Origin of the sequence: Streptomyces sp. NPDC004610 (assembly GCF_040609715.1) — a bacterium.
Lineage (GTDB): Bacteria > Actinomycetota > Actinomycetes > Streptomycetales > Streptomycetaceae > Streptomyces.
Map to the genome: position 1 here is coordinate 247,264 of NZ_JBEXLA010000004.1, position 25,353 is coordinate 272,616.

The 25,353-nt window shown below is 69.9% G+C and carries 19 protein-coding genes; 16 read left to right on the forward strand and 3 right to left on the reverse strand.

The features are described 5' to 3' along the window. Positions 1 to 16 precede the first annotated feature (16 nt). Together ABZX40_RS06505 and ABZX40_RS06510 are read right to left on the reverse strand one after the other, a co-directional pair. The gene (locus tag ABZX40_RS06505) at positions 17 to 775 is read right to left on the reverse strand and encodes a hypothetical protein (RefSeq protein WP_355748246.1); all 759 of its coding nucleotides are present in this window, start codon (positions 773 to 775) and stop codon (positions 17 to 19) included. 129 nt (positions 776 to 904) lie between these two features. Then, positions 905 to 1,192, reverse strand: coding sequence for a hypothetical protein (locus ABZX40_RS06510; RefSeq protein ID WP_355748145.1), 288 nt, complete (start codon positions 1,190 to 1,192; stop codon positions 905 to 907). Between the two features lie 448 nt (positions 1,193 to 1,640). On the opposite strand from ABZX40_RS06510, the gene ABZX40_RS06515 reads away from it, so the two are divergent. From ABZX40_RS06515 to ABZX40_RS06570, 12 genes are all read left to right on the forward strand, one after another. Continuing rightward, positions 1,641 to 3,743: an ABC transporter family substrate-binding protein gene (locus ABZX40_RS06515; RefSeq protein WP_355748148.1), complete on the forward strand. Its 2,103-nt coding sequence runs from the start codon at positions 1,641 to 1,643 to the stop codon at positions 3,741 to 3,743. Between the two features lie 292 nt (positions 3,744 to 4,035). Continuing rightward, positions 4,036 to 5,952, forward strand: coding sequence for a translational GTPase TypA (gene typA, locus ABZX40_RS06520; RefSeq protein WP_355748151.1), 1,917 nt, complete (start codon positions 4,036 to 4,038; stop codon positions 5,950 to 5,952). Positions 5,953 to 6,486: 534 nt separating this feature from the next. Then, positions 6,487 to 7,533 carry an ABC transporter permease gene (locus tag ABZX40_RS06525; protein WP_355748154.1) on the forward strand — a complete coding sequence of 349 codons (1,047 nt, stop codon included), beginning with the start codon at positions 6,487 to 6,489 and terminating at the stop codon, positions 7,531 to 7,533. 102 nt (positions 7,534 to 7,635) lie between these two features. Further along, on the forward strand, positions 7,636 to 9,429 hold the full coding sequence (locus ABZX40_RS06530; protein ID WP_355748157.1) for an ABC transporter substrate-binding protein: 1,794 nt from the start codon (positions 7,636 to 7,638) through the stop codon (positions 9,427 to 9,429). A 99-nt stretch (positions 9,430 to 9,528) separates the two neighbouring features. Continuing rightward, positions 9,529 to 10,506, forward strand: a complete 978-nt coding sequence (locus ABZX40_RS06535; protein ID WP_355748160.1) for an ABC transporter permease — start codon at positions 9,529 to 9,531, stop codon at positions 10,504 to 10,506. A 16-nt stretch (positions 10,507 to 10,522) separates the two neighbouring features. Next, positions 10,523 to 11,584 (forward strand): ABC transporter ATP-binding protein, encoded by a 1,062-nt coding sequence (locus tag ABZX40_RS06540; protein ID WP_355748163.1) that lies wholly within the window; start codon positions 10,523 to 10,525, stop codon positions 11,582 to 11,584. A 14-nt stretch (positions 11,585 to 11,598) separates the two neighbouring features. Beyond that, entirely contained in the window at positions 11,599 to 12,735 is a 1,137-nt protein-coding gene (locus ABZX40_RS06545) for a dipeptide ABC transporter ATP-binding protein (protein WP_355748166.1), read from the forward strand. Positions 12,736 to 13,287: 552 nt separating this feature from the next. Next, positions 13,288 to 14,913 carry an ABC transporter substrate-binding protein gene (locus ABZX40_RS06550; RefSeq protein WP_355748169.1) on the forward strand — a complete coding sequence of 542 codons (1,626 nt, stop codon included), beginning with the start codon at positions 13,288 to 13,290 and terminating at the stop codon, positions 14,911 to 14,913. Positions 14,914 to 14,919: 6 nt separating this feature from the next. Further along, a complete protein-coding gene (locus ABZX40_RS06555; protein ID WP_355748172.1) occupies positions 14,920 to 15,843 on the forward strand; it encodes an ABC transporter permease in 924 nt (307 codons plus the stop codon). Continuing rightward, complete coding sequence (locus tag ABZX40_RS06560; RefSeq protein WP_355748175.1) at positions 15,836 to 16,837, forward strand: ABC transporter permease; 1,002 nt, start codon at positions 15,836 to 15,838, stop codon at positions 16,835 to 16,837. Before ABZX40_RS06555 ends, ABZX40_RS06560 begins: the two co-directional genes overlap by 8 nt. Before the next feature lie 6 nt (positions 16,838 to 16,843). Continuing rightward, the gene (locus ABZX40_RS06565; protein WP_355748178.1) at positions 16,844 to 17,827 is read left to right on the forward strand and encodes an ABC transporter ATP-binding protein; all 984 of its coding nucleotides are present in this window, start codon (positions 16,844 to 16,846) and stop codon (positions 17,825 to 17,827) included. Then, positions 17,811 to 18,896 (forward strand): dipeptide ABC transporter ATP-binding protein, encoded by a 1,086-nt coding sequence (locus ABZX40_RS06570; protein ID WP_355748181.1) that lies wholly within the window; start codon positions 17,811 to 17,813, stop codon positions 18,894 to 18,896. The genes ABZX40_RS06565 and ABZX40_RS06570 overlap by 17 nt, the downstream gene beginning before the upstream one ends. A 249-nt stretch (positions 18,897 to 19,145) precedes the next feature. Here ABZX40_RS06570 and ABZX40_RS06575 read toward each other — a convergent pair whose 3' ends face one another. Then, positions 19,146 to 21,266, reverse strand: a complete 2,121-nt coding sequence (locus ABZX40_RS06575) for a prolyl oligopeptidase family serine peptidase (protein WP_355748184.1) — start codon at positions 21,264 to 21,266, stop codon at positions 19,146 to 19,148. A gap of 191 nt (positions 21,267 to 21,457) precedes the next feature. Between ABZX40_RS06575 and ABZX40_RS06580 the strand changes: the two genes are divergently transcribed. The 4 genes from ABZX40_RS06580 to ABZX40_RS06595 all read left to right on the forward strand — a co-directional run bounded on the left by ABZX40_RS06580 (position 21,458) and on the right by ABZX40_RS06595 (position 25,327). Next, entirely contained in the window at positions 21,458 to 21,652 is a 195-nt protein-coding gene (locus tag ABZX40_RS06580) for a hypothetical protein (protein ID WP_355748187.1), read from the forward strand. A gap of 31 nt (positions 21,653 to 21,683) precedes the next feature. Continuing rightward, positions 21,684 to 22,601, forward strand: a complete 918-nt coding sequence (gene mshB, locus ABZX40_RS06585) for an N-acetyl-1-D-myo-inositol-2-amino-2-deoxy-alpha-D-glucopyranoside deacetylase (protein WP_355748190.1) — start codon at positions 21,684 to 21,686, stop codon at positions 22,599 to 22,601. Continuing rightward, positions 22,598 to 23,011 (forward strand): DUF6113 family protein, encoded by a 414-nt coding sequence (locus ABZX40_RS06590; protein WP_355748192.1) that lies wholly within the window; start codon positions 22,598 to 22,600, stop codon positions 23,009 to 23,011. Before mshB ends, ABZX40_RS06590 begins: the two co-directional genes overlap by 4 nt. Positions 23,012 to 23,209: 198 nt before the next feature. Beyond that, on the forward strand, positions 23,210 to 25,327 hold the full coding sequence (locus ABZX40_RS06595; protein WP_355748195.1) for a hypothetical protein: 2,118 nt from the start codon (positions 23,210 to 23,212) through the stop codon (positions 25,325 to 25,327). Positions 25,328 to 25,353 lie beyond the last annotated feature (26 nt).

A 25,353-nucleotide genomic window follows, 5' to 3' on the forward strand; every position in this document is an offset into this window, starting at 1 on the left:
AAACACCCTTTATCCACTAGAAGATGGTCGGATCGTCGAAGGCGCCGGAAGCGACCAGGTACACGTAGAAGTCGGCGAGGCCCACGCTCACCAGCGACGCCCAGGCGAGCTGCATATGGCGGGCGTTCAGCTTCCCCACCCACTGCCACATGCGGTAGCGCACCGGATGCCGGGAGAAGTGCTTGAGCTTGCCGCCCACGATGTGCCGGCACGAGTGGCAGGACAGGGTGTACGCCCAGATCAGGGTGATGTTGACCAGGAACACCAGGGTGCCGAGCCCCATGTGGCCCCATGCGTAGTGCTCGTCGCGGAAGGCGAGGACGGTGTCCCAGGTGAGGATGCAGGCGACCAGCAGCGCCGCGTAGAAGAAGTACCGGTGGATGTTCTGGAGGATCAGCGGGAAGCGGGTCTCGCCGGTGTACTTGGCGTGCGGCTCGGCGACCGCGCAGGCGGGCGGGGACGCCCAGAAGCCCCGGTAGTACGCCTTGCGGTAGTAGTAGCAGGTCAGCCGGAAGCCGAGCGGGAAGATCAGGATCAGGATGGCCGGGGACAGACCCCACCAGCTGCCGAAGATCTCCCAGTTGGGGCCGCCGCGCATGGGCTCGCAGTTCTCCGCCAGACAGGGGGAGTAGAAGGGCGAGACATAGGGGGCGGCGTAGTAGTCGGCGTTGGCGAAGGCCCGCCAGGTCGAGTACGCGATGAAGGCCAGCAGCCCGGCGGCGGTGGCGGCCGGCGCGAGCCACCAGCGGTCGGTGCGCAGATGGCGGGCGGCGATGGCGGCGCGGCCGGCACCGCGGACGCCGCCGCGGTCACCGCCGGACGGATGGGACGGATGGGATCGGGTGGCGGGAGGTTCCGTACCAGTTGCCAATGGATGACTCCGGTCGGGGTTCGGGGGCCGCTCTCAGGGCGCACGCCGGTCGCGAGCGCCGAGGCCCTCGTCGTCCGTGTCCACCCACAGGCTGTTGTCGTAGGGGGTGTCGGGGATGGTGACCAGCTCCGGGCGTTTCGGCGCGGCCGGGGCGGCGACCGCCTGCCGCAGCAGCGCCACGCTCTCGCGCAGATGCTCGCAGTCGGTGCGGACCCGGCGGACGTCGAGCCCGTCGCCCACCTGCTGCTCCAGACGCCGCACCGACCGGGACAGGTCGTCGAGGCTCTTCTGGACCGACGTCAGTTCCTCGTGCACGGACATGACGTGACCTCATTTCCGTCGGCGTTCGATGTCGGGCGCGGCCCGGGGCCGGCGTGGACGGCGACGTTCATGCGCCTGCGAGTGTTGCGCGTCACACCGGCCGCTGGGAAGGGACGTGCACCGATTGGCCGAGGCGTTGGCCGAGGCGCACGGGTGCGCGGTCCCGGCGACGATCTTGGTGACGGCCGTCGTGAGGGCCGTCGTGAGGGCCGTTGTGACGGCCTTGGCGGCAGCCTCGGCGATGGTCCCGGCGACGGTCCCGGCGACAGCCTTCGCGACTGAGCCGCCCGGGTGACATTCCCGCGTGTCGGCGCCGTGTCGCCCCCTGTTGCCGAACCCTTTCCTCTTCAGTGGCCGTATATGGAGAAATCATCCGATCAACTCCATATAGGTAAATTTCCGGCCACTCATGATCATAACTCCCGCGGCTCCCCGGAGGTATGCAGCGATGTCCCACCCCGTCGGTCCGCGCGCGGTGCTGCGCTCGGTCGCTTTCCTCACCGCGGGTGCCCTCGCGGTGCCGCTTCTGAGCGCCTGCGGCTCGGACGACCCCGCCGGCAAGCCGTCGGCCGGGCAGGACATCGCCCCGGTCGCCCGCGACCAGGTCGCCGACGGCGGCACCCTGCGCTGGGCGGTGGACTCCGTCCCGGAGACCCTGAACGCCTTCCAGTCCGACGCCGACGCCACCACCGGCCGGGTCGCCCAGGCCGTGCTGCCGTCGATGTTCCGGCTGGACGCCAAGGGCCGCCCCGAGATGAACACCGACTTCCTGGAGTCGGCGAAGGTGGTCAAGACCGAGCCCCGCCAGGTGGTCCTCTACAAGCTCCACCAGCAGGCGGTGTGGAGCGACGGCCGGGAGATCGGCGCCGCCGACTTCGCCGCCCAGTGGCGGGCCCTGAACGGCAAGGACAGCGCCTACTGGACCGCCCGCAACGCCGGGTACGACCGGATCGAGCGGATCGAGCGGGGCAAGAACGACCTGGAGGTCAGGGTCACCTTCGCCCGCCCCTACGCCGACTGGCGCTCGCTGTTCTCGCCGCTGTACCCCAAGGAGGTCATGGGCACGCCGGACGCCTTCAACGACGGGGCGCGGCGCAAGCTCAAGGCGATGGCCGGGCCGTTCCAGGTCAAGAAGATCGACCGGGACAACGACCGGATCACCCTGACCCGCAATCCGCGCTGGTGGGGTGAGCCGGCGAAGCTCTCCGAGATCGAGCTGCGGTCGGTCCCGCGCGAGCAGCGGATCCAGGAGCTGACCGAGGGACGGCTCGACCTGGCCGAGGTCGACCCGGCGGGCGCGCGCAAGGTGGGGCTGGCGGGCCCGGAGCAGCCGAAGGACTCCGACGAGCCGGAGAAGGGCGCTGAGGGGGCGCAGGCCCCGGCCCGCCCGCTCACCGCCGAGGAGAAGGCGCTGCGGGGCTATGAGATCCGCCGATCCCTGGAGCCGGCCTACACCCAGCTCGCGCTGAACGGCTTCGACGGCCCGCTGGCCGACGAGCGGGTACGGCGGGCGGTGGCCCGCGCCCTGGACCGCAAGGCGCTGGCCAAGCTGGTCCTCAAGCCGCTGGGCCTGCCGGCCGAGCCGGTCGGCAGCCATCTCGCCCTCTCCGGCCAGGCCGCCTACGCCGACAACAGCGGCGCCCTCGGCGACCAGGACACCAAGGAGGCGCAGGCGCTCCTCGCGGACGCCGGGTGGGTGCCGGGCGGCGCCAAGGCCAAGGACGGGAAGAAGGCGGCGGGGCCGGAGGACGAGTCCAAGGACGGCGCCGCGCAGGACGGCGAGGAGGAGTCGCCGGGCGGTGAGGACGGCACCTACATCGTCGGCGAGGACGGCAAGGCGGGCGACGGCGACGACGCCGGCCGACCGGGCACGCAGGACGCGGCGCACCCCGCGCAGGACGGCAAGCAGTACGCCGGGGAGGGCCTGAAGCAGGGCGGGGCGCCGGGGGCGTACGCGCCCAAGGGCACCGCGGCACCGGCCGAGGCGCCGCGGGGGCCGCTGGCGAAGGACGGCAAGCCGCTGACGCTGCGGTTCGTGGTGCCGTCGGGGAAGGGGTCGGAGACGCTGCGGGCGGTCGCCGACCGGATCTCGAAGATGCTGGACGAGGTGGGGATCGGGACGGAGCTGAAGAAGGTCTCGGACGAGAGCTACTTCAAGGACCACATCGCGTCCGGTGAGTACGATCTGGCGCTCTACTCGTGGCCGGCGTCGGCCTACCCCGCGACGGACGCGCGACCGATCTACGCGAAGCCGGTGCCGGCGGCGGACGGGTCGCTGAACGTGGAGCAGAACTACACGCGGGTCGGGACGGATCAGGTCGATCAGTTGTTCGACCAGGCGATCTCGACGCTGAACGAGGGCGAGACGCGGTCCTTGCTCCGCAAGGCCGACGGGCGGATCTGGGCGGCAGCGGGGTCGATCCCGCTGTACCAGCGGCCTCAGCTCGTCGCCACGAGGACGTCCCTGGTGAACGCGGGGGCCTTCTCCTTCCAGACGCCGGTCTATGAGGACATGGGGTTCTTGAAGAAGGACGGGAAGAAGAAGGGGTAGTCGTTCGAGTGCGGGTGCGTCGGGGCTGGTCGCGCAGTTCCTCCCCCAGAGGGGGTACCCCCAGCGCCCCTAAAAGCCTCGGCACCCCGCCGACGCGGTGAGTGGCAACCCACCCCTCAGCTGTCCCCACCTGCACAAACCCCCTCCGTGCACCCCGGAGGAAACCGCAACGTAGGATGGGGTGAGGCCGTGGCATGTCAAGCCCGGCATGGCCCGTGTGACGGACGCAGACACCGAAGTCGACGCAGACGTACACGCAGGCCGTCCTCACACTCCGGGAGTACGCCGCACCATGGCTGTGACTGCAACGCGTCACGACATCCGCAACGTCGCCATCGTCGCCCACGTCGACCACGGCAAGACGACCATCGTCGACGGCATGCTCAAGCAGGCCGGTGCCTTCGCCGCCCATCAGCTTGAGCAGGTCGACGACCGGGTCATGGACTCGAACGACCTGGAGCGTGAGAAGGGCATCACGATCCTCGCCAAGAACACGGCGGTGAAGTACCACCCCAAGGACGGCGGCGACCCGATCACGATCAACATCATCGACACCCCCGGCCACGCCGACTTCGGTGGCGAGGTCGAGCGTGGTCTGTCGATGGTGGACGGAGTGGTCCTCCTCGTGGACGCCTCCGAGGGACCCTTGCCCCAGACCCGTTTCGTCCTGCGCAAGGCGCTCCAGCAGCGGCTGCCCGTGATCCTCTGCATCAACAAGACGGACCGCCCCGACTCGCGCATCGACGAGGTCGTCAACGAGACCTATGACCTCTTCCTCGACCTGGACGCCGACGAGGAGCAGATCGAGTTCCCGATCGTCTACGCCTGTGGCCGCGACGGCATCGCCTCGCTGACCAAGCCGGAGAACGGCACGGTGCCCGCCGACTCGGACAGCCTGGAGCCGTTCTTCTCCACGATCCTCCAGCACATCCCGGCGCCGGTCTACGACGAGGAGGCCGCGCTCCAGGCCCATGTCACCAACCTGGACGCGGACAACTTCCTCGGCCGGATCGCCCTGCTGCGGGTCGCCCAGGGCGAGCTGCGCAAGGGTCAGACGGTGGCCTGGATCAAGCGCGACGGCTCGATCGCCAATGTCCGGATCTCCGAGCTGATGATGACCGAGGCGCTCACCCGCAAGCCCGCCGAGAAGGCCGGCCCGGGTGACATCTGCGCGGTCGCCGGTATCCCGGACATCATGATCGGCGAGACCCTCGCGGACCCCGAGAACCCGGTCCCGCTCCCGCTGATCACGGTGGACGAGCCCGCGATCTCGATGGTGATCGGCACCAACACCTCACCGATGGTCGGCCGCGGCGCCACCGGCAAGGGCGCGGACAACAAGGCGGCCGTCAAGGACCGCAAGGTCACCGCCCGCCAGGTCAAGGACCGTCTGGACCGCGAGCTGATCGGCAATGTCTCGCTGCGGGTGCTGGAGACCGAGCGGCCGGACGCCTGGGAGGTGCAGGGCCGCGGTGAGCTGGCGCTCGCCATCCTGGTGGAGACCATGCGCCGGGAGGGCTACGAGCTGACGGTCGGCAAGCCCCAGGTGGTCACCAAGGAGGTCGACGGCAAGACGTACGAGCCGGTCGAGCGGATGACCGTGGACGTCCCGGAGGAGCACATGGGCGCGGTCACGCAGCTCATGGGCGTCCGCAAGGGCCGGATGGACAACATGTCCAACCATGGCTCGGGCTGGGTCCGGATGGAGTTCGTGGTGCCCTCGCGCGGGCTGATCGGATTCCGGACGGAGTTCCTCACCCAGACCCGCGGCACCGGTATCGGGCACTCCATCCACGAGGGCTTCGAGCCCTGGTTCGGCCCGCTCCAGACCCGGAACAACGGCTCGCTGGTCGCCGACCGGTCCGGCGCGGTCACCGCCTTCGCGATGACGAACCTCCAGGAGCGCGGCGTGCTCTTCGTGGAGCCGGGCACCGAGGTGTACGAGGGCATGATCGTCGGCGAGAACTCCCGCGCCGACGACATGGACGTCAACATCACCAAGGAGAAGAAGCTCACCAACATGCGGTCGTCCACGGCCGATGTGACGGAGTCGATCGTGCCGCCGCGCAAGCTGTCGCTGGAGCAGTCGCTGGAGTTCTGCCGGGACGACGAGTGTGTCGAGGTGACCCCGGAGGCGGTTCGCATTCGCAAGGTGAACCTGGACGCCCGTGAGCGGGCCCGTGCGGCGAGCCGCGCGAAGCACGGCTGACCGGAGTGTCCCGGGGGCCGGTACGGTCCCGTACGGCCCCCTAGGGCCTCGTATACGCCTCACAGGGCCCCCTGAGGGCCCCGGAGCCCGGCTCTCCGCCCGGAGGGCCGGGTTCTTCCGCGTTCCCGCCCGCGGGTCGCCGGGGAGCCCGTACGCTCACCGAGGAGCCGTCGGTCAATGTGGTGAAGGCCACTTCAAGGGTCGAACGCAGCCCCCGATCGGGCGCGTTCCGGATCACCCGAGGCAACCCTTAAAGCACTGTTCGGATATCGGTGAGCGAGCGATCAAGTTTCGGACATGTAAACCAAAAAAACGTCCCTAAATGTCCATTTCGCCGGTTTACTGTCTCACATGTCAAGCGCGCGCAGGTGTCGATCCTCGCAATTTTTGCTCAAAATATGCACGGTAGGGAGATCCCTATGCCTTCCGCCCTTGACGCGCGTTGATGCACTTGGCGAAAGTTCCCCCAAACCACAGAACCTGCCGGTATCTGTGCTGCGCTGAACTCTCCAACCCCCCGGGGGAAGAACACACATGACCAGTCCAACCAAGGCCGAGGGCTCGGGGTCCGCGGTCGCCTTGGACCCTGAGCTGGACGCGACCTCCGAGGTCGCCAAGGGCGAGCCCAAGCTTGAGGGCCGTTCCCCCGGGCAGCTGATGTGGCAGCGCTTCAGGCGTGACCGTACCGGGATGATCTGCGCCGGTGTAGTGATTTTTTACTTCGTCGTCGCCCTGCTGGCTCCCGTACTGACCGGAATCAGCGGTACCAACCCGTACACCCTGTACGGCCAGGACCCCACCTACGCCGACAAGCCCGTGCTGGACAGCTTCGGTCTGCCGCTCGGCTACTTCGGCGGTGTCTCCGCCGACCACTGGTTCGGTGTCGAGCCGCAGTACGGCCGTGATCTGTTCGCGATGCTGGTCTACGGCATGCGGACGTCGCTGTTCATGGCGCTGGGCGTGACCACCCTGCTGATGGTCACCGGTATCACCATCGGTCTGATCGGCGGCTACTTCGGCGGCCGTACCGACTACTGGATCGGCCGGGTCACCGACTTCTTCCTGTCGTTCCCGCAGCAGCTGTTCTTCATCGCCTTCATGCCGGTCGTGACCGCGTTCTTCGTGGACCCGCGGGAGGCGACGCCCACCTACTTCCGGGCGCTCGCCATCCTGATCGTGCTGTGGCTGCTGGGCTGGATGGGCATGGCCCGGCTGGTCCGCTCGACGGTGCTGTCACTGCGCGAGCGCGAGTTCGTGGAGGCCGCCAAGGTCTCCGGCGCCTCCCCCTGGCGGATCGTCCGCAAGGAGATCCTGCCGAACGTCGTCTCGCCGATCCTGGTGCAGTTCACGTACCAGCTGCCGAGCACGATCCTCACCATCGCCTTCCTGTCCTTCGCCGGTGTGGGCTTCATCGAGCCGACCCCGGACTGGGGGCGGCTGTTCGCGGCCGGCGCGCAGTACGCGGAGCAGAACCCGGCCTTCATGTTCTTCCCCGGTGTGGCACTGGTGATCTTCATCCTGTGCTTCAACCTCCTCGGGGACTCCGTACGGGATGCCTTCGACCCCAAGTCCGGGCGGTGAAGCGTCCATTGGTGGGGGGTGACTGCCGCCCCCGCGTCGGCCTGCCGGCCGCGTCAGGCAGTACTCATGGATAACAACCGACAGGTAGGTGCATTCACCGCTATGAAGACGTTCACTTCGCGCAGAGCACGCCGCGCCATAGTCGTCGCGATCGCGGCCGGCTCGCTCGCGCTCACGGGCTGCTCGGAGAACACCGGCTCCGACGGCGCCGAGTCCGACCAGAACCAGGATGACGCGGCGGCTCAGTCGGCGGCGGTCACCTACGAGGACGCCGCCGCCTCCACCGGCCCGGCCGAAGAGGTCCCCGGCGCCAAGCCCGGCGGCACGATCATCGCGTACCAGGAGGCGGGCCTGTCCCACCTGGACCCGGGCCAGATCTATGTCTCGGACGCCGGCCAGGTCGCCAACCTGCTCTTCCGCGGTCTGACCAACTTCGAGGAGGACGGCAAGGGCGGCGTCTCGGTCGTCGGCGACCTCGCCACCGACTCGGGTCAGATGTCGGACGACGGCAAGACCTGGACCTTCACCCTCAAGGACGGGGTCAAGGACCAGAACGGCACGGCGATCACCTCCGCCGATGTCCGCCACACCATCGAGCGCACCTACGCCGAGTTCATCTTCGACGGCCCGAACTACGTCCAGAACTGGCTGAGCGGCGCCGAGTACAAGAAGGAGCTGCCCGACGGCGGCTACGGCGACAAGCACCTCCCGGACACCGTCCTGGAGACCCCGGACGACAAGACGATCGTCTTCCACTTCGACAAGGCGCGTCCGGACCTGCCCCAGACGCTGGCCATGCCGGGGTACGCGATCGTCCCCGAGGCGACCGACACCAAGGAGCAGTACGACAAGGCCCCGGTCGCCACCGGCCCGTACAAGATCTCCGAGTACAAGGTCGGCAAGTCCCTCAAGCTGGTCAAGAACGACCAGTGGGACCCGAACTCCGACTCCGTGCGCCACCAGTACGTGGACGGCTGGGACTTCCAGTTCGGGGTCACCGAGTCGACCCAGACCAAGCGTCTGATCGCCGACCAGGGCGACGCCAAGAGCGCCATCCAGTTCACCGGCAGCGTCGAGGCCACCCAGATCCAGGACGTCGTCGGCGACGCCGAGGTCAACAAGCGCACGATCCAGGGCTACCAGCCCTACGTCCAGGTGCTGAACTTCAACCTGGACCGGGTCAAGAACAAGGCCGTCCGGGACGCCATCACCCACGCGGTGAACTCCAACTCGCTCATCGCGGGTGAGGGCGGCGCCTACGGTGGCGAGGTCGCCCCGAACCTGTTCGCCCCGACCCTGCCGGGCTTCGAGGCCAAGTACGACCCCTACGGCCGGCTGACCGCCCCGCAGGGCAACATCGAGAAGGCCGAGGAGCTCCTCGCGGACGTCCCGGCCGCCGAGAAGAAGCTGGTCTTCGCCTACGCCAACAGCGAGGCCGGCCAGAAGCGCAAGGTCGCCATCGAGGACGCGCTGACCAAGATCGGCATCGAGGTGGTCGCCAAGGAGATCGACGCGGCGAGCTACTACGAGCAGATCGGCAAGCTCGACAACCCGTACGACATCTACATCTCCGGCTGGGGCCAGGACTGGCCGTCCGCCGGTACGGTCGTCACCCCGGTCTACGACGGTTCGCTGATCTCCGACGGTTCGCCGAACTACTCGCACATCAACGACCCGAAGGTCCAGGAGCTGATCAACAAGGCCCTGACCCAGGAGCCGACCGAGGCCGCCAAGACCTGGACCGAGGCGCACCACTACATCCTCGAAGAGATCAACCCGGCCGCGCCGCTCTGGTACACCAAGCAGTTCCAGCTCTACGGCTCGAACATCGGTGGTGCCCGCTACAGCACCGAGTCCAGCTACATCGACGTGACCCGGCTGTTCCTGAAGTCGTAGCTCTCTACGGCTGATCGCGGGAGTGCGCACCAGGCGGAGCGCACTCCCGCGGTTCCGCGCAAACCTCCCACCGTCTCCGCAGAGAGCAGCCTCCCCGCCATGCTTCAGTTCATCATCCGGCGTCTGGTCGGTGCCGTCGTCACCCTGTTCCTGATCGGGGCAGCGACCTTCTTCCTGTTCGTCGCCGCGCCGTCCGACTACGCCTCCCTGGCCTGTGGCAAGGACTGCTCACCGGAGCGACTGGACCAGATCAGAACCGCCCTCGGTCTGAATCTTCCGATCACCACGCAGTTCTGGGACTTCATGTCCGGCATCGTCGTCGGCCGTGACTTCCCGACCGGCCACTGTTCCGCGCCCTGCCTCGGACAGTCCTTCTACTCCGGCGACATGGTCTGGCACACGATCATGGACCGCTTCCCGCTGACCCTGTCGCTGACCCTCGGCGCCATCGTGGTCTTCCTCACCGTCGGCATCGGGTCCGGCATGCTCGCCGCGTACCGGCGCGGCACCCTGGTCGACAAGATCGCCACCGGCTCGTCCATGGTGCTCAGCTCGTTCCAGATCTACTTCCTCGGCCCGATCGTGCTGCTGATCTTCGTCTACAGCACCGGCTGGGTGGAGGACCCCAAGTACGTCCCGTTCACGGAGGACCCCTTCGGCTGGCTGGCCGGACTGTGGATCCCGATGATCGTGATGGCCACCATCTTCACCGCGCAGTACACCCGTATGGCCCGCGCCTCGCTCATCGAGCAGCTCTCCGAGGAGCATGTGCGCACCGCACGGGCCAAGGGCATGCCCAAGCGCTATGTGTTCTTCCGCTACGCCTGGCGCGGCTCGCTCATCCCCATCGTCACGGTCCTCGGCATCGACATCAGCGCCCTGCTCGGCGGTGGTGTGGTCACCGAGATCACCTTCTCGCTCCAGGGCATCGGCCGTCTCGCGGTCGAGGGCGCGACCACCAAGGACCTCCCGCTGACGATGGGCGTCATGCTGTTCGGCGCCTTCTTCATCCTGCTTCTGAACATCCTCGTCGACATCGTGTACGCCTGGATCGACCCGCGCGTCCGGCTCTCCTAGGAAGAACCCCACCACCGTGACCACACTGACCAAGACCGAGGACGCCCCGGCCCCGACCGGGCCCGAGAGCTTCCTCTCGGTCCGTGACCTGCGGGTGCAGTTCTCCACCGAGGACGGCATCGTCAAGGCCGTCGACGGACTGTCCTTCGACGTCGAGCGCGGCAAGACCCTCGGCATCGTCGGCGAGTCCGGTTCCGGCAAGTCCGTCACCAACCTGACCGTCCTGGGTCTGCACAACCCCCGCTCCACCACCGTCGACGGGGAGATCGTCCTCGACGGCAAGGAACTGGTCACCGCCAGCGAGAAGGAGCTGGAGAAGCTCCGCGGCAACAAGATGGCGATGATCTTCCAGGACCCGCTGACCGCGCTGTCGCCGTACTACACGGTGGGCCGCCAGCTCTCCGAGCCGTTCATGAAGCACACCGGCGCCTCCAAGAAGGAGGCCAAGGCCCGGGCCGTGCAGATGCTGGAGAAGGTCGGCATCCCGCAGCCCAAGGTGCGCTTCGACGACTACCCCCACCAGTTCTCCGGCGGTATGCGCCAGCGCGCGATGATCGCCATGGCCCTGATGTGCGACCCCGATCTGCTGATCGCGGACGAGCCGACCACCGCGCTCGATGTGACCGTGCAGGCGCAGATCCTGGATCTGCTCAAGGACCTCCAGCAGGAGTTCGGCTCCGCGATCATCTTCATCACCCATGACCTCGGCGTGATCTCCACCATGGCCGACGATCTGCTGGTGATGTACGCGGGCCGGGCCGTGGAGCGCGGCAGCGTCCGGGAGGTGCTGCGCACCCCCAAGCACCCGTACACCTGGGGCCTGCTCAGCTCGATGCCCCGGCTGGACGGCGACATCAATGTCGATCTGACGCCGATCCCGGGCTCCCCGCCCTCGCTGCTCAACCCGCCGTCGGGCTGCCCCTTCCACCCGCGCTGCGCCTACCCGGAGAAGATCGCGGGCGGACTGTGCACCACCACCCGCCCGGCGCTGGGCGAGGGCCGGGCCTCCGCCTGCCACCTCACGGCGGAGCAGAAGCAGACCATCTTCATCGACGAGATCCAGCCCCGGCTGCGCTAGGGAGATTCGACATCATGAGCGAGAACCTCACGCTCCCCGCACAGCAGGGCGCCGCCGACACCGTCCCGGAGACCCTCCTGGAGGTCAAGGGGCTGACCAAACACTTCCCCATCTACGGCGGCTTCCCGATCAAACGCAGGGTCGGCGCGGTCCAGGCGGTGGACGGTGTCGACCTGACCGTCGGGGTCGCCGAGAGCGTCGGCCTGGTCGGCGAGTCGGGCTGCGGCAAGTCCACCACCGGCCGGCTGATCACCCGGCTGCTGGAGCCCACCGGCGGCACGATCAACTACGCGGGGCAGGACATCACCAGCGCCTCGCGCCGTGAGCTGGCCCCGGTCCGCTCCGAGATCCAGATGATCTTCCAGGACCCGTACTCCTCGCTGAACCCGCGCCAGACCGTCGGCACGATCATCAAGTCGCCGATGGAGGTCAACGGGATCAACCCGAAGGGCGGCCGGGAGACGCGCGTGCGCGAGCTTCTGGAGCTGGTCGGTCTCAACCCCGAGCACTACAACCGCTTCCCGCACGAGTTCTCCGGCGGTCAGCGCCAGCGCATCGGCGTGGCCCGCGCGCTCTCCCTGAACCCCAAGCTGATCGTGGCCGACGAGCCGGTCTCCGCGCTGGACGTCTCCATCCAGGCCCAGGTGGTGAACCTCCTCCAGAAGGTCCAGGAGGAGATGGGCATCGCGTTCGTCTTCATCGCCCACGACCTGGCGATCGTGCGGCACTTCTCGCAGCGCGTGGCCGTGATGTACCTCGGCAAGGTGGTCGAGGTCGGCGACCGGGACTCGATCTACAACCGGCCCCGCCACCCCTACACCCACGCCCTGCTGTCCGCCGTCCCCGAGGTGGAGATGACGGACGACGACGAGCCGCGCGAGCGGATCCGGCTCGCCGGTGACGTCCCCTCGCCGATCCATCCGCCGTCCGGCTGCCGGTTCCGCACCCGCTGCTGGAAGGCGCAGGACAAGTGCGCCTCGGAGGAGCCCCCGCTGATCCAGCTCTCCGGCAACCGCGACCGCCACCTCACGGCCTGCCACTTCCCGGAGGACCCGACCACGGAGGCCCGCGAGCACGACGTGGTGATGGACCCGGCACTGAAGGCCCTGGAGGACGCGGCGGAAGCGGCGGAGGCACCGAAGAAGCTCTGAACGAGCCGCGCCGCCCGGCCCTGCGCCTGTGGCCCGCCCCGGAGGACCGGGTGCGGGCCACGGGTGTTTCTGTTCTGGGCGACGGGGTGAGGGCTACCGGCGTTTCTGTTCCGGGCGACGGGGTGAGGGTCACGGGCGTTTCCCGTTCCGGGCGACGGGGGTGCGGGCCACCTGCGTTTCCCGTTCCGGGCGACGGGGGTGCGGGCCACCTGCGTTTCCGCCCCGGACGACGGGGGTGCGGGCCACCGGCGTTCCCGCCCCGGACGACGGGGGCGCGGCCCACCGACGTTCCCGCCCCGCACGACCAGCCGGCCCCACCGGCGTACCCGCCCCGCCCGACGGACGCGTGGCCCACCGACGCTCCCGCCCCGCACGCCGGACACGCACCCACCAACGTTCCCACCCCAGCCCCCCGACCCGTTCCCCCGCCCCCCGCCCGCCACACGGATGGCCCGGGACAACTGTGCGTTATGTCGGATATGCCGGAATATGATCCGGTAACAGCCCAGCGTTCCCGGCGCTGGATCCGGCGTACGGACGAGGAGGCCCCTCATGCGTGGAGCCAGGCACGCCCAGTGGGTCGCAGGTGCCGCCGTGGCCGCTCTCGTGGCGTCGGCCTGCGGGGGCGGCGGGGACAGCGGCGGGGACGGCAACGCGGTGCTCAGTGCCTCCTGGGGCGACCCGGCGAACCCGCTGGAGCCGGCCAACACCAATGAGGTGCAGGGCGGCAAGGTGCTCGACATGATCTTCCGCGGGCTGAAGCGCTACGACCCGGACACCGGCGAGGCCAAGGACATGCTCGCCCAGAGCATCGACACCACCGACTCGCAGAACTTCACCATCACCGTCAAGGACGGCTGGACCTTCAGCAACGGCGAGGCGGTCACCGCCAAGTCCTTCGTCGACGCCTGGAACTACGGGGCCAGCCTGAAGAACAACCAGCGCAACGCCTACTTCTTCGGCTACATCGAGGGCTACGACCGGGTCCACCCCGAGAGCGGCGCCCAGAGCGCCGACACCCTCTCCGGGCTCAAGGTCACCGGCGACCGCACCTTCACCGTGAAGCTCGGCCAGAAGTTCTCCACCTTCCCCGACACCCTCGGCTACGCCGCGTACGCCCCGCTGCCCCAGGCGTTCTTCGACGATCACGCCGCCTGGCTGAGCAAACCGGTCGGCAACGGCCCCTACGCCGTCGACTCGTACACCAAGGGCTCCCAGATGTCGCTGCGCGCCTGGGACGGCTACCCCGGCGACGACAAGGCCGTGAACGGCGGCGTCGACCTCAAGGTCTACACCGACAACAACACCGCCTACACCGATCTGATGGCCGGCAACCTCGACCTCGTCGACGATGTCCCCGCCGCCCAGCTGAAAAACGTCAAGAGCGACCTCGGCGACCGCTATCTCAACACCCCGGCCGGCATCATCCAGACCCTCGCCTTCCCGTACTACGACAGCGCCTGGAACACACCGAAGTCCGATCTGGTCCGCAAGGGCCTGTCCCGGGCCATCGACCGCGACCAGATCACCAAGACGATCTTCCAGCAGACCCGCACCCCCGCCACCGACTGGACCTCACCCGTCCTCGGCGCCGACGGCGGCTACCAGTCGGGGCTGTGCGGCGAGTGGTGCCAGTACGACGCCGCCGAGGCCAAGAAGCTGATCGAGCAGGGCGGCGGCCTGCCCGGCGGACGGGTGACCATCACGTACAACGCCGACACCGGCTCCCACAAGCAGTGGGTGGACGCCGTCTGCAACTCCATCAACAACGCCCTCGGCAACGACCGCGCCTGTCTCGCCAACCCGGTCGGCACCTTCGCCGACTTCCGCAACCAGATCACCGGGCGCAAGATGAGCGGCCCCTTCCGCGCGGGCTGGCAGATGGACTACCCGCTCATCCAGAACTTCCTCCAGCCGCTCTACTACACCAACGCCTCCTCCAACGACGGCAAGTGGTCCAACCGGCAGTTCGACGGCCTGGTCGACCAGGCCAACGCCGAGTCGGACACCGCCAAGGCGATCGGGCTGTTCCAGCAGGCCGAGGGCGTGGTCCGGGACAATATGGCGGCCATCCCGCTCTGGTACCAGAACGGCAGCGCCGGCTACTCCGAGCGGCTCTCCGACGTGAAGCTCAATCCGTTCAGCGTCCCGGTGTACGACCAGATCAAGGTGAGCTGACCCGGCATGGGACGGTATGTCGTCCGGCGTCTGCTCCAGATGATCCCGGTCTTCATCGGGGCGACGCTGCTGATCTTCCTGATGGTCAATGTGATGGGCGACCCCATCGCCGGGCTCTGCGGCGACCGGCAGTGCGACCCGGCGACGGCCGCCCAGCTCCGCAAGGAGTTCGGCCTCGACAAGCCGGTCTGGCAGCAATACCTGACCTATATGGGCAATGTCTTCACCGGTGACTTCGGCACCGCCTTCAACGGGCAGCCGGTCACCGAGCTGATGGCCTCCGCCTTCCCCGTCACCATCCGGCTCACCCTCGTCGCGATCCTCTTCGAGATCGTCATCGGCATCACCCTCGGGGTGATCACCGGCCTCAAGCGCGGACGCCCCGTCGACACCTCCGTGCTGCTGCTCACCCTGGTGGTGATCTCCGTGCCCACCTTCGTCACCGGTCTGCTGCTGCAACTGCTGCTCGGCGTCGAATGGGGCTGGATCCGCCCCTCGGTCTCCCCCGAGGCCCCCTTCGACGAGCTGATCGTGCCCGGCCTGGTCCTCGCCTCCGTCTCCCTCGCCTATGTCACCCGGCTCACCCGCACCTCCATCGCCGAGAACCGCCGCTCCGACTACGTCCGCACCGCCGTCGCCAAGGGCCTGCCCCGCCACCGGGTCGTCACCCGGCATCTGCTGCGCAACTCCCTCATCCCGGTCGTCACCTTCATCGGCACCGACATCGGCGCCCTGATGGGCGGCGCCATCGTCACCGAGCGGATCTTCAACATCCATGGCGTCGGCTACCAGCTCTACCAGGGCATCCTGCGCCAGAACACCCAGACCGTCGTCGGCTTCGTGACCGTTCTCGTGCTGGTCTTCCTGGTCGCCAACCTTCTGGTCGACCTGCTGTACGCCGTACTCGACCCGAGGATCCGCTATGCCTGAGCCCCAGCCGCCCCGCCCCCCGGGTGGTGGCCGCACCCCCGTGAACGGGGCCATCGCGGCGACCGGCATGGGCGGTGCCATGGACCTGGCGACCAGCGAGGGCGAGACCCTGCAAGCGCTGCCCGGCGGCGGACCCGGACCCCAGGAGCGGGCCCGCAGTCTGTGGTCCGACGCCTGGCACGACCTGCGCCGCAACCCCGTCTTCCTCGTCTCCGGTCTGGTGATCCTCTTCCTGGTCGTCATCTCCCTGTGGCCCGGCCTGATCGCCTCCGGCAACCCCCTCCAGTGCAACCTCGCCAAGGCCCAGGAGGGCTCCCAGCCCGGCCACCCCTTCGGCTTCGACGGCCAGGGCTGCGATGTCTACACCCGGACCGTCTACGGGGCCCGCACCTCCGTCGCCGTCGGTGTCCTCGCCACCCTCGGGGTCGCGCTGCTCGGCGCGGTGCTCGGCGGGCTCGCCGGGTTCTTCGGCGGGGGATCGGACGCGGTGCTGTCCCGGATCACCGACATCTTCTTCGCCATCCCGGTCGTCCTCGGCGGGCTGGTCCTGCTCTCCGTCGTCACCAGCAACACCATCTGGCCCGTGATCGGCTTCATGGTGCTGCTGGGCTGGCCGCAGATCTCCCGGATCGCCCGCGGCGCGGTCATCACCGCCAAGCAGAACGACTACGTCCAGGCCGCCCGCGCCCTCGGCGCCTCCCACTCCCGGCTGCTGCTGCGGCACATCGCGCCCAACGCCGTCGCCCCGGTGATCGTCGTCGCCACCATCGCGCTCGGCACCTACATCGCCCTGGAGGCCACCCTGTCCTACCTCGGCGTCGGACTGAAGCCGCCCACCGTCTCCTGGGGCATCGACATCTCCGCGGCCTCGCCCTACATCCGCAACGCCCCGCACGCCCTGCTCTGGCCCTCCGGCGCCCTCGCCCTGACCGTCCTGGCGTTCATCATGCTCGGCGACGCGGTGCGCGACGCCCTCGACCCGAAGCTGAGGTGAGCCGCCGTGCTGCTCGAAGTACGCGATCTGCACGTGGAGTTCAGGACCCGGGACGGCATCGCCAAGGCCGTCAACGGTGTCAGCTACGCCGTCGACGCGGGCGAGACCCTGGCCGTGCTCGGCGAGTCCGGCTCCGGCAAGTCGGTCACCGCACAGGCCGTGATGGGCATCCTCGATATGCCGCCCGGCCGGATCACCGGCGGCGAGATCCTCTTCCAGGGCCGCGACCTGCTCAAACTCAAGGAGGAGGAGCGGCGCAAGGTGCGCGGCGCCGAGATGGCGATGATCTTCCAGGACGCGCTGTCCTCCCTCAACCCGGTGCTCACCGTCGGCGACCAGCTCGGCGAGATGTTCGTCGTCCACCGGGGCATGTCGAAGAAGGACGCGCGGGCCAGGGCCGTCGAGCTGATGGACCGGGTACGGATCCCCGCCGCCCGGGAGCGGGTGCGGCAGTACCCCCACCAGTTCTCCGGCGGGATGCGCCAGCGGATCATGATCGCCATGGCGCTCGCCCTGGAACCCGCCCTGATCATCGCCGACGAGCCCACCACCGCCCTCGATGTCACCGTCCAGGCCCAGGTCATGGAACTCCTCGCCGATCTCCAGCGGGAACTGCGGATGGGCCTCGTCCTCATCACCCACGACCTCGGAGTGGTCGCCGATGTCGCCGACCGGATCGCGGTGATGTACGCCGGGCGGATCGTCGAACACGCCCCCGTCCACGACATCTACAAAGCCCCGGCCCACCCCTACACCCGCGGCCTGCTGGACTCCATCCCCCGCCTGGACCAGAAGGGCCAGGAGCTGTACGCCATCAAGGGCCTGCCGCCGAACCTCCTGGCGATCCCGTCCGGCTGCGCCTTCCACCCCCGCTGCCCGCTCGCCCAGGACCTCTGCCGCACCGACCCGCCCCCGCTGTACGAGGTCTCCGCCCACCGGACGAGCGCCTGCCACTTCTGGAGGGAGTGCCTCGATGGCCCAGGCCGCTGAACCGCTGCCCGTACCGGCGCCCGCGCCCGCCCCCGAACCCGTCCTGGAGGTCAGCGGCCTGGTCAAGCACTACCCGCTGACCACCGGCATCCTCTTCAAGAAGCAGGTCGGCGCGGTCAAGGCGGTCGACGGCGTCGACTTCGTCCTGGCCCGCGGCGAGACCCTCGGCATCGTCGGCGAGTCCGGCTGCGGCAAGTCCACGGTCGCCCGGATGCTGGTCAACCTGGAACGCCCGACGGCCGGCACCATCCGCTACCGGGGCGAGGACATCACCCGGCTGTCCGGCCGCGCGCTCAAAGCCGTCCGCCGCAACATCCAGATGGTCTTCCAGGACCCCTACACCTCCCTCAACCCCCGGATGACCGTCGGCGACATCATCGGCGAGCCCTACGACATCCACCCCGAGGTGGCCCCCAAGGGCGACCGCCGCCGCCGGGTCCGGGAACTCCTGGACGTCGTCGGCCTCAACCCCGAGTACCTCAACCGCTACCCCCACCAGTTCTCCGGCGGCCAGCGCCAGCGCATCGGCATCGCCCGGGGCCTCGCCCTGCGCCCCGAGATCATCGTCGCCGACGAACCCGTCTCCGCCCTGGACGTCTCCGTCCAGGCGCAGGTCATCAATCTGATGGAACGGCTCCAGGCCGAGTTCGACCTCTCCTATCTCTTCATCGCCCACGATCTGTCGATCGTCCGGCACATCTGCGACCGGGTCGCGGTGATGTACCTGGGCCGGATCGTGGAGACCGGCCAGGACACCGAGATCTACGACCACCCCACCCACCCGTACACCCAGGCGCTGCTGTCCGCTGTCCCCGTGCCCGACCCGGGGGCCCGGGAGCACCGCGAGCGGATCATCCTCTCGGGCGATGTGCCCTCGCCGACCGCCGTCCCCTCCGGCTGCCGCTTCCGCACCCGCTGCTGGAAGGCCCGGCAGCGCTGTACCGACGAGGATCCGCTGCTCGCCGTCCCGCCGCACTTCCGCGCGCTCGGCGGACCCACCGCCCATGACTCGGCGTGCCATTTCGCGGAGGAGAAACAGGTCGTCCCGCCCGAGGACGCCACCGGCTGAGCGGGGCCGGACCGGGGCCCCGGAAATCGCAGTAACAAACAAGCAACTCCCCGGACCCCCCTCCGATATACGGCCGGGCGAAGCTGAGGAACGTACGGCCGTGCGGGTGCCGTGAACAGACCGGGGTGAGCCATGTCACCCCGGTCTGTTTTTTGCGCCTGAACCGGCGCCGCTCTCGCGGACGTGGCCGGCGCATCGTCGTGGTTCCTCAATCGATGGTTGCGGTGCTCTCGTGCAGAAGCCTTGCTGTCAGGGCAGATCGAGGGCCCGGCGGAGGAAGTCCACCTGGAGCAGCAGCAGATTCTCGGCGACCTGCTCCTGCGGGGTCATATGGGTCACCCCCGACAGCGGCAGCACCTCGTGCGGGTGCCCGGCCGCCAGCAGCGCCGAGGACAGCCGCAGCGAGTGGGCGACCACGACGTTGTCGTCGGCGAGCCCGTGGACGATCATCAGCGGGCGGCGCGGTCCGGCAACGGCGGCCGACAGCCCCTCGTCCGTGACCAGCGAGCTGTGCGCGTACGCCGCCGGGGCGGCGGCCGGGTCGCCGAGATAGCGCTCGGTGTAGTGGGTGTCGTAGAGCCGCCAGTCCGTCACCGGGGCGCCGGCGACGGCCGCGTGGAAGACGTCCGGGCGGCGCAGCACGGCCAGTGCTGCCAGATATCCGCCGTAGGACCAGCCACGAATGGCCACTCGGCCGAGATCGAGCGGATGAGTCTTCGCCAAATCCTGGAGCGCCTCGATCTGATCGTCCAGGGTGCGGGTGAAGTCCCCGTGGATCGCCTTCTCCCAGGCCGGGGAGCGGCCCGGGGTACCCCGCCCATCGGCCACGACCACGGCGAATCCCTGGTCGGCGAACCACTGCGAGGTCAGAAGGGCGTGGTGCGCGGCGCTCACCCGCGCCCCGTGCGGGCCTCCGTAGGGATCGAGCAGCACCGGCAGGGGAGTGTCACCGGGGTAGTCCTGCGGCATAAGCACGGCGCACGGGATCCGTCGTGCGCCCCCCTCGACCAAGGCCACGTTGGGGGAGAAACCGGGAGTTTCCGCGTACGACCTGACCACCGCCACGGGAGTGCCGTCGCGCAGCACCCGTGCCACCGTCCCCGGGCGCCCCGGCGTCGCCGACAGCAGCACCGTCACCGCGCCACGCCGGACCGCCGCATGCACCCCGGGCTCCTCGGAGACCCGCGCCACGCCCAGTTCGTTCACCCGGTAGACATGCGTCTCGCCGATCTCCGGCGCCCCCGCCTCCTCGCCCGCCGACGCCGTGACCAGCACGTCCGAGGCCCCGACATCGAGCACCGCCCGCACCTGCAACTGCGGTCCGGTCAAAGGCCGTTCACCCACCGCGAGCACCCGCGCGCCGCCCTCGTCGGCGATCCGCACCAGTTGCCCGGACGGCGACCAGCAGGGCACCCCGCCGAAAAGATCAAGCCAAATCGGGTCCTCGTCGGCATGCACCATCCGGGTCGCACCGGTGTCCGGATCCACCGCCAGATACAGCTGGCTGCGCTGATCGCGCGCCTGGACCAGAATCAGCGGCGCCCCCGCGTCTGACCAGTGCACACGCGCCAGATACGGATACCGCACCCGGTCCCAGGCCACCTCGGTGCGGGCCCCGCCGAGGTCCGTCACGAACAGCCGGACCAGCGCGTTCGGCGTCCCCGCCGCCGGATACGGGACGTGTTGTGGATCACGTTCCGGCTGCGAGGGATCGGCGATCCACCAGCGCCGCACCGGCGTGTCGTCCACCCGCGCCACCAGCAGCCGGTCCGACTCCGGCGCCCACCAGAACCCCCGCGTACGGTCCATCTCCTCGGCCGCGATGAACTCCGCCAGCCCATAGGTCACTTCCGGCGTGTCGGGCTCCGCCAGCGCCCGGTCGTCCGCCCCCTCCGCCCCCACCACCCGCAGCGCACCGGCCGCCACATAGGCGATGTGCCGCCCGTCGGGCGAGGGCCGGGGATCGATCACCGGACCGGGAACCGGCAGCTCACGGGCGGTCCCGGCGCGCAACTCGGCCGTGAACAGCCGCCCCGACAGGGCGAACGCGGCCAGCTCCACCGCCCCGTCCGTGGCATAGCCGACGATCCCCGCGCCGCCCTCCCGGCTGCGCTCCCGGCGGGCCCGCTCCTCGGGCGACAGCCGCTCCCCGGCGCCGCCCAGCAGCACCCCGGGATCGGCCGCCACCCGCTCCCCGCCGTCCGGCAGATCGAGCACCCAGAGGGCACCCGCGCGATGCTGGCCGGAACGCGCGCGCAGAAACGCGACACGCGAGCCGTCCGGAGCGATGGAGAACGAACGCGGCGCGCCGAGCGTGAATCGCTGGGTGCGGGCGTGCCGGCGGGGGAAGGACTCGGGCTCGGTCGTCATGCCACGACGATATTGGCCATGCGCCCCCTTGTGCGGCCGTGCGCCGACAGATGCGCGCGCACGGATAGTTATGATCACTAGCGCTGTGTGGGTATGAACCTGCTGGCTCCTGCATGGATTTACGCGTCTTATGGATTGACCGGTCTGTACGGATGGGCAAGTCCGCCCGCTCTGCTTGGAGGTGAACCGCCATGGCACTCTCGATCTCGGCGGTGGTGCTGCTGGCGATCATCGTCTTCCTGCTGATCAAGAAGTCCGGGCTCAAAGCGGGACACGCGGTGGTCTGTATGTTGCTGGGGTTCTATTTGTCGTCCTCGACGATCGCGCCCACGATCAGCGAGCTGACGAGCAATATCGCGGGGATGATCGGCAGCATCAACTTCTGACGTCCGTCCTGGCCCCCGTACTCTGGGGGCCATGACGGACCACCCCGCCCGTCGTCTGCTGCTGGTGCACGCGCACCCGGACGACGAGTCGATCAACAACGGCGCGACCATGGCCGCGTACGCCGCACAGGGCGCGCGGGTGACGCTGGTCACCTGCACGCTCGGCGAGCGCGGCGAGGTCATCCCGCCGGAGCTGGCCCATCTGACCGGTGCCGCCCTCGGCGCGCACCGGCTCGGTGAGCTGGCCGCCGCCATGCGCGCCCTCGGTGTCACCGATGTCCGTCAGCTCGGCGGCGCCGGCCGCTACACCGACTCCGGGATGATGGGCCTGCCCGACAACACCGACCCGGACTGCTTCTGGCAGGCCGATGTCGACCGGGCGGCCACCGCCCTGCTCGCCGTGATCCGCGAGGTCCGCCCCCAGGTCCTGATCACCTACGACCCCGACGGCGGCTACGGCCACCCCGACCACATCCAGGCCCACCGGGTCGCGATGCGCGCCGCCGAACTCGCCACCGCCGAGGGCATCGGCGTCGACCGGATCTTCTGGAACCGCATTCCGCGCTCCACCGCCGAGGCCGCCTTCGCCCGCCTCGCCACCGATCTGCCCGACCTGCCCTACGAGAAGGCCGGCCGCGTCGACGACCTCCCCGGTGTGATCGACGACGACCGGATCACCACCACCGTCGACGGCACCGGATTCGCCACCGCGAAGGCCGCCGCGATGGCCGCGCACGCCACCCAGATCACCGTCCTGCCCCCGTACTTCGTGCTCTCCAACGACCTCGTCCAGCCGCTGCTGACCGCCGAGTCCTACGAGTTGGTGCGCGGGGAGCGCGCGCCCGGCGTGGAACGGGATCTGTTCGCCGGGATCTCCGACTCCGCCGGGATCTCCGACTCGCCCGGGAACTCCGCTGCGGACTCCGCGGGGAACGGGGGCACCCGGTGAGCGAGAACCGCGGCTCCCTGCTGGCCCAGCCGCTGCCCCGCCCCTCCGCCGGGCGGATCGCCGCGTATCTGGGGCTGTTCGCCCTCGGGTTGCTCACCGGGATCGCGGGGGCGCTGATGGAGGGCGCCTGGTTCCCCGGCGGGCTGCTGCTGGCGCTCGCCGGGTCGGCCGGGGCGATCCTCGGCGGGGCCCGCGCCACCGGAACCCGCGGCGGGGGTGTGGCGGTCGCGGCGGGCTGGATGCTCACCGTCATCCTGCTCACCACCAGCCGCCCGGAAGGGGACTTCGTGTTCGCCGCGGGCGCGGGCTCCTACCTCTTCCTGCTCGGCGGCATGGCCGTGGCTGTGATCTGCGCCACCCTTGGCCCCGGGCGGCAACCGCACGACCGCTCCGCCCGACTTGGCAAGTGACGTACCACTTCTGCGCCCCCGGCGCGTGCGCGTCCCGTACGGGTTTCCCCAGTGGTCCGGGGATCCGTGTGTCAAGTGGCCAGTATGGTGGTGCGCGCCGCCGATCCTCCCCATCCGCTCGACTCGGTTCGGGCCCGGGGGGACCCCCAAGCAGAGTGAGGTCGCAACGGGCGGCGGAGCCAACCGGGAGAACCTGCCTTGAGTCGTGAAACTGACAGTCCGTCCTCCGGGCCCACCGGCCACGGCGGAGCCGCATACCCCTCGGGGACGCCGCCGTACGGTACGCCGGCGGCCACCGACGGCGGTGCGGACGCGGGCCGTTCGGCCGCGCAGCCGGAGGAACGCAAGACCGAGACCACACTGACGACCCGGGTCCGGATCAACATCCCCGGATCCCGGCCGATCCCGCCGGTCGTGGTGCGCACACCCGTCGCCGACGGCGAGGGCGACGGCGACCGGACGGCCACCGAGCCGCCCCGGCCCCCGTCCCCGGCCCAGGGCCGCGCGGACACCGCCGCGCCCCCGGGCGCCCCGACCGGACCGGGCGGACCGGGCGGACCGGCGGGGGAGAAGACCAGCGACTGGTTCGCGCCGCGCAAGCCCGGCCAGCCGGGCCCCGGCCCTCGCACCGGTCCCGCCGCGGCCAACGGCGGTCCCCAGAGCCCCGGTGCGGGCGCCACCCCGGCGGCCGGTACCCCGGTCGCGGGTACGGCACCGGCCGCCCGCCCGGCACCCGGCACCCGCCCCGGCGCGGGCACCGGCAACGGCACCGCCCTGCCCGGCGCGACCGGCGGCCCGGTCGCCCCCGGCCACGGCGGCGGCACCGGCTCCTTCGACGTCACCGAGGCCCTCGCGGCGGGCCAGCGCGCCCAGAACGGCAACGGCGGCACCGCCCACCGCGACGACCTGCCGTACGCCGCCCCCGGGAACGGCTACGCCGAGGGCGCCCACCCCGCGGTCCACGCCCCCGGCGCTGGAGCCCCCGGCGGACCCGGCGGCCAGAACGGCCAGGGCGGCCCGTACGGCTACGGCGGCCCCCAGGGCCCCGCGGGCCCCACCGGCGGCCCCGTCACCGGCGACGGCCCCCTCGTCCCGCCCCTGGCCCCCGGCGGCGTCTCCATGGCCCCCGGCGGCGGCCTCAGCGACGACACGGCGATCCTCACCCCCCAGGTGCAGGTCCCCGAGCCCCCCGGCGGCATCTACCCGCCCCCGGCGGGGAAGGTCTCCGGCGACACCCTCTCCGGCGGCATCCCCGTCGTCCCGTCCGCCGACCGCACCGCCCCCGGCGGCCCCCAGACCCCGCCCCAGCGCACCGAACCCGCCCCGGCCCCGGCGCCGCGGCAGAGCACCCCCACCCCCACCCCCCGCAAGAAGAAGGGCCGCAGCAAGCTGGTCCTCCTGGTCGGCGGACTGGTCTTCATCGGCGGTGTCGCCTATGGCGCCGGGCTCCTCATGAACCACTCCGACGTCCCCAAGGGCACCACCGTGCTCGGCGTCGACATCGGCGGCGGCACTCGCGACGACGCCGTCAAGAAGCTGGACGCGGCGCTCGGCGAGCGCACCGCGACCCCGCTGAAGCTCTCCGTCGACGGCGAGACCGTCTCCCTCCCGCCGGACCAGGCGGGCCTCCAGTTCGACGCGGACGCCACGGTCGCCGCCGCCGCGAAGAGCGACTACCACCCGGTCTCCGTCATCGGCTCCCTCTTCGGCGAGAAGCGGATCATCGAGCCGGTCATGCCGGTCGACGAGGAGAAGCTGCGCGCCGCCCTGACGGACGCGGCGGGCGGCGCGACCGGCGCCGGGGACGGCACGATCACCTTCGAGTCGGGCAAGGCCGTCCCGGTCTACGGCAAGAAGGGCCAGGGCATCGACGCCGGCCGGGCCGCGGGCGCCGTCGAGGAGGCGTACCGCACCCAGGTCGAGACCGGCTCCGAGACCCCGCTCCAACTGCCGACGACCTCGGTCGAGCCGACGGTGTCCGACGCCGAGGTGGACCGCATGATGAAGGAGTTCGCCGAACCGGCGATGTCCGACCTGGTCACCGTACGCACCGACGCCGGTCACTCCATCGACTTCAGCCCCGAGAACAGCCTCTGGAAGTTCCTCCAGGTCAAGGCCGTCGACGGCAAACTGGTCGACTCCTACGACGAGGCCGCCCTCCAGGAGCTGTACGGCAGCACCTTCGCCGACGTCCTGATCACCCGCGGCACCGGCGAGAAAACCCCGGTAACGGTCCAGGACGTCATCAGCGCCCTACGCCCCGCCCTGAAGAGCCCGGACAACAGAATCGCCACCATCGAAACCAACCCGAGCTAGACCCGGGGAATGTCATCTGGGGGGCA

Coding starts and splice junctions, on each gene's coding strand:
- ABZX40_RS06510 (WP_355748145.1), bottom strand. CDS start 1,192: ATGTCCGTGCACGAGGAACTGACGTCGGTCCAGAAGAGCCTCGACGAC.
- ABZX40_RS06515 (WP_355748148.1), top strand. CDS start 1,641: ATGTCCCACCCCGTCGGTCCGCGCGCGGTGCTGCGCTCGGTCGCTTTC.
- typA (WP_355748151.1), top strand. CDS start 4,036: ATGGCTGTGACTGCAACGCGTCACGACATCCGCAACGTCGCCATCGTC.
- ABZX40_RS06525 (WP_355748154.1), top strand. CDS start 6,487: ATGACCAGTCCAACCAAGGCCGAGGGCTCGGGGTCCGCGGTCGCCTTG.
- ABZX40_RS06530 (WP_355748157.1), top strand. CDS start 7,636: ATGAAGACGTTCACTTCGCGCAGAGCACGCCGCGCCATAGTCGTCGCG.
- ABZX40_RS06535 (WP_355748160.1), top strand. CDS start 9,529: ATGCTTCAGTTCATCATCCGGCGTCTGGTCGGTGCCGTCGTCACCCTG.
- ABZX40_RS06545 (WP_355748166.1), top strand. CDS start 11,599: ATGAGCGAGAACCTCACGCTCCCCGCACAGCAGGGCGCCGCCGACACC.
- ABZX40_RS06550 (WP_355748169.1), top strand. CDS start 13,288: ATGCGTGGAGCCAGGCACGCCCAGTGGGTCGCAGGTGCCGCCGTGGCC.
- ABZX40_RS06555 (WP_355748172.1), top strand. CDS start 14,920: ATGGGACGGTATGTCGTCCGGCGTCTGCTCCAGATGATCCCGGTCTTC.
- ABZX40_RS06560 (WP_355748175.1), top strand. CDS start 15,836: ATGCCTGAGCCCCAGCCGCCCCGCCCCCCGGGTGGTGGCCGCACCCCC.
- ABZX40_RS06570 (WP_355748181.1), top strand. CDS start 17,811: ATGGCCCAGGCCGCTGAACCGCTGCCCGTACCGGCGCCCGCGCCCGCC.
- ABZX40_RS06575 (WP_355748184.1), bottom strand. CDS start 21,266: ATGACGACCGAGCCCGAGTCCTTCCCCCGCCGGCACGCCCGCACCCAG.
- ABZX40_RS06580 (WP_355748187.1), top strand. CDS start 21,458: ATGGCACTCTCGATCTCGGCGGTGGTGCTGCTGGCGATCATCGTCTTC.
- mshB (WP_355748190.1), top strand. CDS start 21,684: ATGACGGACCACCCCGCCCGTCGTCTGCTGCTGGTGCACGCGCACCCG.